The following is a 7193-nucleotide window of genomic DNA, read 5'->3' as shown; positions in this document are numbered from 1 at the left end:
ACTGATTTAGTTGTGGGCCTTCCTAAAAATCATCTTTGGCAAGGCGGTGCGGAATCTTCAAAATCCGGTATTATTTTCGATGCTAATATCCCCACTGAAGAAGTCTTCTCTGCACCTCAATACAATAATGTAAATGGTAAAGTATTCAGTACCAAGCCACTAATTTACCAAGGCAATCATATTGATAAATTCTGGTTTGAGTTTAAAGATGGTAAAATTGTCAATTATGATGCGGCTGAAGGTAAAGAGTATTTGACTAAACTCATCGAAACAGATGAAGGCTCCTCTTATTTGGGAGAACTTGCCTTAGTAGATCACTACTCACCAATAAGCCAATCCAATCGAATCTACTTTGAAACCTTGTACGACGAAAATGCTTCATGCCATCTCGCCATCGGTGCCGCCTATCCAACATGCTTACAAAATAGCGACGGCCTAACGAAAGAACAACTTAAAGAAGCAGGCTTAAACTATTCCCATAGCCATGTGGACTTTATGATTGGGCATGAAAATATGAATATTGTAGGCACTACGCCAGACGGTAAAGAGATTACAGTTATGGAGAATGGCCGTTTAATGATATAAGACAAGATGGGATGAAAACTGTCAGGGTGGAGAAGCCACCAAGGCCTTTCAGTTTTTCATACCATCTTTTTCTTTTATGCCAATAATACCAATCGTTTCCAGATTTAATAGCTCCTATACGCATAGTTAATGAACGAGTATCAGAAGTACCAGCATACCATGCATTTTTACCTTTTGCATTTCGTTCTTTTTTATTTAGTACCTGTCGTTTTAATACAATGAATACATCGCCAAAAGCCTCTGTAGCCTTACTTTCCAAATCTTTTAATTTAAGGAATGCTACACTTAAGTTAGAAAGTCCTTTGGTCCGAGTAGCATTTTTGCCATTTACAGCTTGGTCTGCCAAGAATGCTTCATTAGAAGCGGCAATTTGATTGGTCCTAATTGATAATTTAATTTGATTGTTACTATTATTTTCCCCACCAAGGCGATGTACTAGAATCATCTTGTTCATAGGGTCATCAATAACTTCTTGACGTTTTTCTACATCCATAGATTCTCTACCCGAATCAAAAATGCCCCCTACTTGTTTAGGAGTCATAAATGTATGAGAACCATATGCTAATGTTTCTTGGAATATTACATGGTCATTACGTAATTGTTCTAGTAAATTAGTACCATATTTTTTATCTAATTGAAGAGCTGCATTTAACCAGGCACTAATAAGTTCTGCTTTATCAGACATGTAGAGTTCGTGGTCATCAAATAAATCCTTTAGTTTTCGTTCTATCTTTTTTAAGGTTTTCCCATTCTTAATATCATCTTTAGTTGTATTTTCTACTAAACTTTCTGCACTATTCCACGAAGATTCCATGTATCTTGAATATGCTCCGCTAGTCGTTCCTTCTCTTCTTGATAGTCCATTTCCATCCACTGCCCCATTTTTATCCAGTCTTTGGCTTCCCATCGAACTATCTCGTACCCCAAATCCTCCGCTAGCATTTGAGCTACTGCCATTGCTGTTGCCCCTGCTAGATACGCTCTGTCCGTTCTGGCTATCGAGCGAGGTCCGATTCTGTCTATCATCTCTGGCATTAGATTTACCACTCGATTGATTTCTTCTTCGTCCTCCATCCCTATTACTTCCTGTAGGTAATAAGCTGTCCGAACGAATTCCTCCTGTTGCTCCTCTGGAGTCAAGTCTTTCCATAGTTGAATTTTCTCTGCCATGTTTTCTCCCCCTAGCTCTATATATAGCTAATTTAAATAACGTATTGAGATAATTAATATCCTTTTCTGCCCCACTATCAATAATATTAGTTACCACATCATGAACTAATTCATGAATAAACGAAGATGTAGTTCCTGTAATATTTTCTCGTTTTAGATTAATTTCACCATACTCTGTTAAAGCAACACCATTCGATACATCAGAAGTAGGGGTAAAGTTTTGCACTTTTAATAGATTCGACACGAGCTTTGAAAATTCCTATCTACTATCCACTATTTTCTGATTCTCCCATAAACCTATACATCCCGCTAGGCGCTTTACCCATACTTTTTTCCTAACGACTCTATTATGATGTAGTAATTTCTTATCCTAGGAAGCTCTAGTATGATATAGTAATTTCTTATGCCAGAAAGTTTTAGTATTATATAGATTGAAAAACAGTAATTCAAAGGCGTACTCTATGTATGATAAGTAAAAAAAAGCAGAGTCAATAACGAATTCATGGTTTATCCATGCTGAAGTTATGACCTGCTTTTATTTTTTTCTTATTTTATAAAAATATGTTTACTGTTCTTCTTAATCTTGATAACTGTATTCCTTCATAAGAAATTACTACAAGCTAATATTAAGTGTCCGTCCTGTAGGCATATACTCCGTAATCTGCACGCCCGCCGTTCTTAGCATTCGTTTAGAGGCTTTCACTTCTCTTGTATCTTTATAGATATCTTGCCAATATATAACTTCTTTTATACCACTTTGAATAATAGCCTTAGCACACTCATTGCAAGGGAATAAAGTAACATAGATTTTACTGCCCTCTAAAGAGCCACCACGATAGTTTAAAATGGCATTTAACTCGCTATGAACGATATAAAAGTATTTATTATCGTTTTCTACATCGCGGTCCCAAGAAAAATCATCATCATTGCAGCCACAGGGCATACCATTGTAACCAATGGATAGAATTTTATTATCATCGCTTACAATGCAAGCCCCTACTTGTGTATTAGGGTCTTTGGAACGCTGGGCCGCCAAAATAGCAACACCCATAAAATATTCATCCCAACTAATATAATCAGTTCGTTTTGACATGTGTTTCACCTACCCAACTTTTATATGATTAAAAATGCGGACTCGGCTATAAGCCAAGCCCGCATCAGGCAAATCCTTAGGATTTTATTTTACAACGATATTTACAATCTTATTTGGAATAATAATAACCTTCACAACTTGTTTACCATTGGTAAATTCTTGGATGCGAGGTAATGCCAAAGCTTGTGCTTCTAATTCTGCTTTATCCATATTTACAGGAATCACAGCCTTATCGCGAAGTTTACCATTAACTTGAATCGCAATTTCCACTTCATCTACAACTAGTGCTTTTTCTTCATATTGTGGCCAAGCTTCGCTATGAATGCTTGTATCATGACCAAGTTCATGCCACAATTCTTCTGTAATATGTGGTGTAAATGGAGCTAATAAGAGAAGTAATTTTTCAATAACTTCTTTAGCAAGATCAGCTTGGATTGTTTCATGTGTATCACGGAATTGATACATCGCATTAACAAGTTCCATAATGCTAGAAATCGCTGTATTAAAGTTAAATTTACCATCAAGGTCTTCAGTTACTTTTTTAATTACGCGATGAAGTTCACGACGAAGCGCTGTTTCTTCTTTAGTAAGTGCTTCTGTATGACCGGCTTTAGCCCATTCTTCATAAGCCCCTACAATACGCCACACACGGCCTAAGAAGCGGTAGGAACCTTCTACACCTTCATCACTCCAGTCAAGATCGCGTTCAACCGGTGCAGCAAACAAGATGAATAGACGCGCTGTATCAGCACCATAGGTATTTACGATTTCTTCAGGAGATACTACATTGCCTTTAGACTTAGACATTTTACTGCCTTCTTTAAGCACCATGCCTTGAGTCAATAAACCTTTAAATGGTTCATTATAGCTTACAAGACCTAGGTCATGTACTACTTTTACAAAGAAGCGAGAATATAGTAAGTGTAAAATTGCATGTTCAATACCACCAATGTATTGGTCTACATTCATCCAGTAATCGGCGATTTTCTTATTAAAGGCTTCTTTATCATTGCGCGCATCTGTATAACGTAAGAAATACCAAGAAGAGTCAATGAATGTATCCATAGTGTCGATTTCACGACGTGCTTCGCCGCCACAGCATGGGCAAGTTGCTTTTAAGAAATCTTCAGATGTGGCTAATGGAGAAATAGCACCACCATCAAAGACTACATCTTCAGGCAAACGCACAGGTAATTCTTCTTCTGGAACGAGTTGTTCACCGCATTTATCACAGTATACTACTGGAATTGGCACGCCCCAATAACGTTGACGAGAAATCAACCAGTCACGAAGGCGATAATTTACCATTTTACGGCCTATGCCACGGTCTTCAAAATTCTTAATAATGGCTTCGCGAGCTTCAGCAGATGTCATGCCATCATATTCACCAGAATTAATAAGGACACCATCTTCATGTGCTTCAGTGCACCATTCATCAAAATTCAATGTATGGTCTGCATTTTGTACAACAGGAAGAATTGGCAAATTGTATTTACGAGCAAATTTATTGTCCCGTTCATCATGAGCTGGTGAACCCATAACAGCACCAGTACCATAGTCTACAAGTACATAGTTAGCAATCCAAATTGGTACGTCCTTACCAGTCATTGGATGTTTAGCATAAGCGCCCGTAAATAAACCTTCTTTTTCTACATCAGTAGAAGTACGGTCAATTTCATTTAAATTGCGCACTTTGTGAATAAATGCATCAAGTTCAGCCTTATTAGGCTTATTAGCAATTAATTCTTCCACATATGGATGTTCTGGTGCTAATACAATATAGGACACGCCATAAATGGTATCTACGCGGGTCGTATATACTTCGATGGTCTTATTGATTTCAGGGATTTCAAAAGCAAATTGAGCCCCTTCGCTGCGACCAATCCAGTTTTTCTGCATTGTCTTAACACGTTCTGGCCAATGGTCAAGGGTATCTAAATCTTCAAGAAGACGATCTGCATACTCAGTAATTTTAAGGAACCATTGTTTTAAGTCCTTTTTCTCTACTTTGTTATCACAACGCCAGCAAAGACCATCAATAACCTGTTCATTAGCAAGTACAGTATGGCAATGTTCACACCAGTTAACTTTTGCTTCTTTTTTATAGGCTAAGCCTTTTTTATAAAATTGTTGGAAGAACCATTGCGTCCAACGATAGTAGTCATCTTTGCATGTGGCTACTTCACGGTCCCAATCATAAGAAAGACCAAGAGCTTGTTGTTGGCGCTTCATATTTTCAATGTTTTCAAAAGTCCATTTGCTAGGTGCAATGCCATGTTTAATCGCAGCATTTTCCGCTGGCATGCCAAAAGCATCCCAACCCATTGGATGAAGGACATTAAAGCCTTTCATTTTCTTAAAACGTGCCACTACGTCGCCAATAGAATAGTTACGTACGTGCCCCATATGTAAATTACCAGATGGATAAGGGAACATTTCGAGTACGTAGTACTTTTCCTTACTTTCATCATATTCTGTTTTAAATGTGTTATGTTCAACCCAATAGGATTGCCACTTTTTTTCAATATCCTGTGCTACATACTTCTCTTGCATAACGCAGCCTCCTCATACTCCATTTTCCTCTGATTGTTCTGTAATCATAAGTCTTAACCCTAATTATATTACTAACCTATAATAGCCGTCAAACTTTCTTTTTAGTCCCTTTTTTATCAGAATTTTTATCCGCTTTTTTATTAGACTGCTTCTTAGTTTTCTTGTCTTGCTGTTCCACTTTTGGTTCTTCATACTCTTTATACATATAATTTGCAAAAGCTTCTGTTTCAAAGCCTTTACGCCACGCACCAAAACCAGCTAGTTTATATTCCTTAATAAGACCTAACTTGGCGCCCATAGAGGCTTCGTCTTCAAACCATACTTCTTTAATAAACGATGATTTATTGCGTAATCCACCAGCAATGCGGCTTTCTTTGAGGCCTACCCCTGTATGACTATTACCTATCTCTGTATGACTATCACCTATCTCTGTATGACTACCAGCAGTATTATTATCAACTATCTCTTTACTACTACCACCGGTATTTTTATTACTATCACCTGTCTCGTTATTGTGAGCAGCTGTTGCAACGCTCCCCGTGGCTTGTAATCCCCTAACAGGCTCTAGCTGTGATACACCAGTTGCCACAGGTACTACTAATCTTGGTTCTCGCCCGGTTTCCTTATACATCAAGAGTTGCTCGCCTAGGCTATTAGTACCAAAAACAAGGTAATTTGTTTTTAATCTATCGTCCCAGATTACACGGTCTTTATATGTTGCTTTTAATTCTTCTGCCTCGGCCATAGGTAATGTTTTACCCTTAGTTTCACTAATGGACGCTTGCCCCTTCGCATCGACTTGGATTTTGCTTGTCCAAATGCGCATGTAATAAGGAACCCCTAAAATGAGCTTTTCTGCAGGCACTTCTTCTAGCATAGTCTCTACATTGCGTTTCACCCACGGATAGGATGCCACCGGCCCAGCAGTAGTACTGGAGGCCCAAGTTTCATCATAAGCCATGAGGACTACATAATCGACTACCTTAGCATAGGCCTTGCGGTCATACACTAAGGACCATTTCTTACTCTCTGAATAGCCCGTTACATCAATAGAGGATTTAATATTATATGTATGAAGAAGGTCCGCTAAATAAGTGACAAACTTCGTAAGTTGCTCCTTATCTTTATAGTGAACATTTTCAAAATCAAAATTATAACCTTCATACCCATAGGCTAAGGCATAGAGTACAAAATCACGTCCCAATATAGGCCATTTTGTTTCATCTTGTAAAATTGTACTCGTAAAATCCGCATCAAATGTATTGGTCACTAAAGGCCATACTTGGTAGCCATTGACTTTATATTGGAGCATATAATCAATACCTAGGGATGATTTGGCTACTAATCCTTTTTCCCCTAAATCAAATAAAGTAGGAGAAATAACTGACGTTCCTTCATTAGCTACTTTATGAGCATACGGTGTCGTTACAAACGGATCGAACACTAAGGTAACACTATTGGTAATCTCTTTCACATCAGGCTTTGGAACGGCCCCTACTTGTGCCGTTAGTACCACACCGTCAGCGGTCTCCACCGCCACTACGCCTAAGCTAGGTGATATAGATTTTACATCCACATAGGGAATGCCATTGCGCATGCTAATAGGCAATTTAATCTTACTTGTGCCTTGACGCATATCACCACTATATAGCATATCGCCACCCACCCTTGGTAATGGCAAGGTAATATACGTGTTATTTTTTTCAGATGTAATAGGATTTAAATTCACCCGTTTATACATGGACAATGGAATCCAAAGAGACTCCTTATCTTTAAACGCCACCTCATCAGT

General features: G+C 38.2%; 6 protein-coding genes. 1 reads left to right on the top strand and 5 read right to left on the bottom strand.

Going from position 1 to position 7193, the window contains the following annotated elements; translation table 11 throughout:
• Window positions 1-585, top strand: a 585-nt coding sequence (locus Q0376_RS06735) for an aminopeptidase (protein WP_298705591.1), incomplete at its 5' end; no start/stop codon positions are given.
• On the opposite strand, the gene Q0376_RS06730 is transcribed toward Q0376_RS06735, so the two are convergent.
• The 5 genes from Q0376_RS06730 to Q0376_RS06710 form a co-directional block, all read right to left on the bottom strand.
• Complete coding sequence (locus Q0376_RS06730) at window positions 557-1399, bottom strand: hypothetical protein (RefSeq protein ID WP_298705588.1); 843 nt, start codon at window positions 1397-1399, stop codon at window positions 557-559. The genes Q0376_RS06735 and Q0376_RS06730 overlap by 29 nt on opposite strands.
• Complete coding sequence (locus Q0376_RS06725) at window positions 1366-1755, bottom strand: hypothetical protein (RefSeq protein ID WP_298705583.1); 390 nt, start codon at window positions 1753-1755, stop codon at window positions 1366-1368. The genes Q0376_RS06730 and Q0376_RS06725 overlap by 34 nt, the downstream gene beginning before the upstream one ends.
• A 613-nt stretch (window positions 1756-2368) precedes the next feature.
• Window positions 2369-2848 carry a dCMP deaminase family protein gene (locus Q0376_RS06720; RefSeq protein ID WP_298705581.1) on the bottom strand — a complete coding sequence of 160 codons (480 nt, stop codon included), beginning with the start codon at window positions 2846-2848 and terminating at the stop codon, window positions 2369-2371.
• 84 nt (window positions 2849-2932) lie between these two features.
• On the bottom strand, window positions 2933-5401 hold the full coding sequence (leuS, locus tag Q0376_RS06715; protein ID WP_298705578.1) for a leucine--tRNA ligase: 2469 nt from the start codon (window positions 5399-5401) through the stop codon (window positions 2933-2935).
• Window positions 5402-5489: 88 nt separating this feature from the next.
• On the bottom strand, window positions 5490-7193 hold a 1704-nt coding region (locus Q0376_RS06710; RefSeq protein WP_298705575.1), incomplete at its 5' end, for a glycosyl hydrolase family 18 protein.

Source organism: uncultured Veillonella sp., assembly GCF_937981445.1.
Lineage (GTDB): Bacteria > Bacillota > Negativicutes > Veillonellales > Veillonellaceae > Veillonella_A.
Note: the sequence above shows the minus strand (reverse complement) of the source record. Positions and strands in the feature narration are given on the sequence as shown.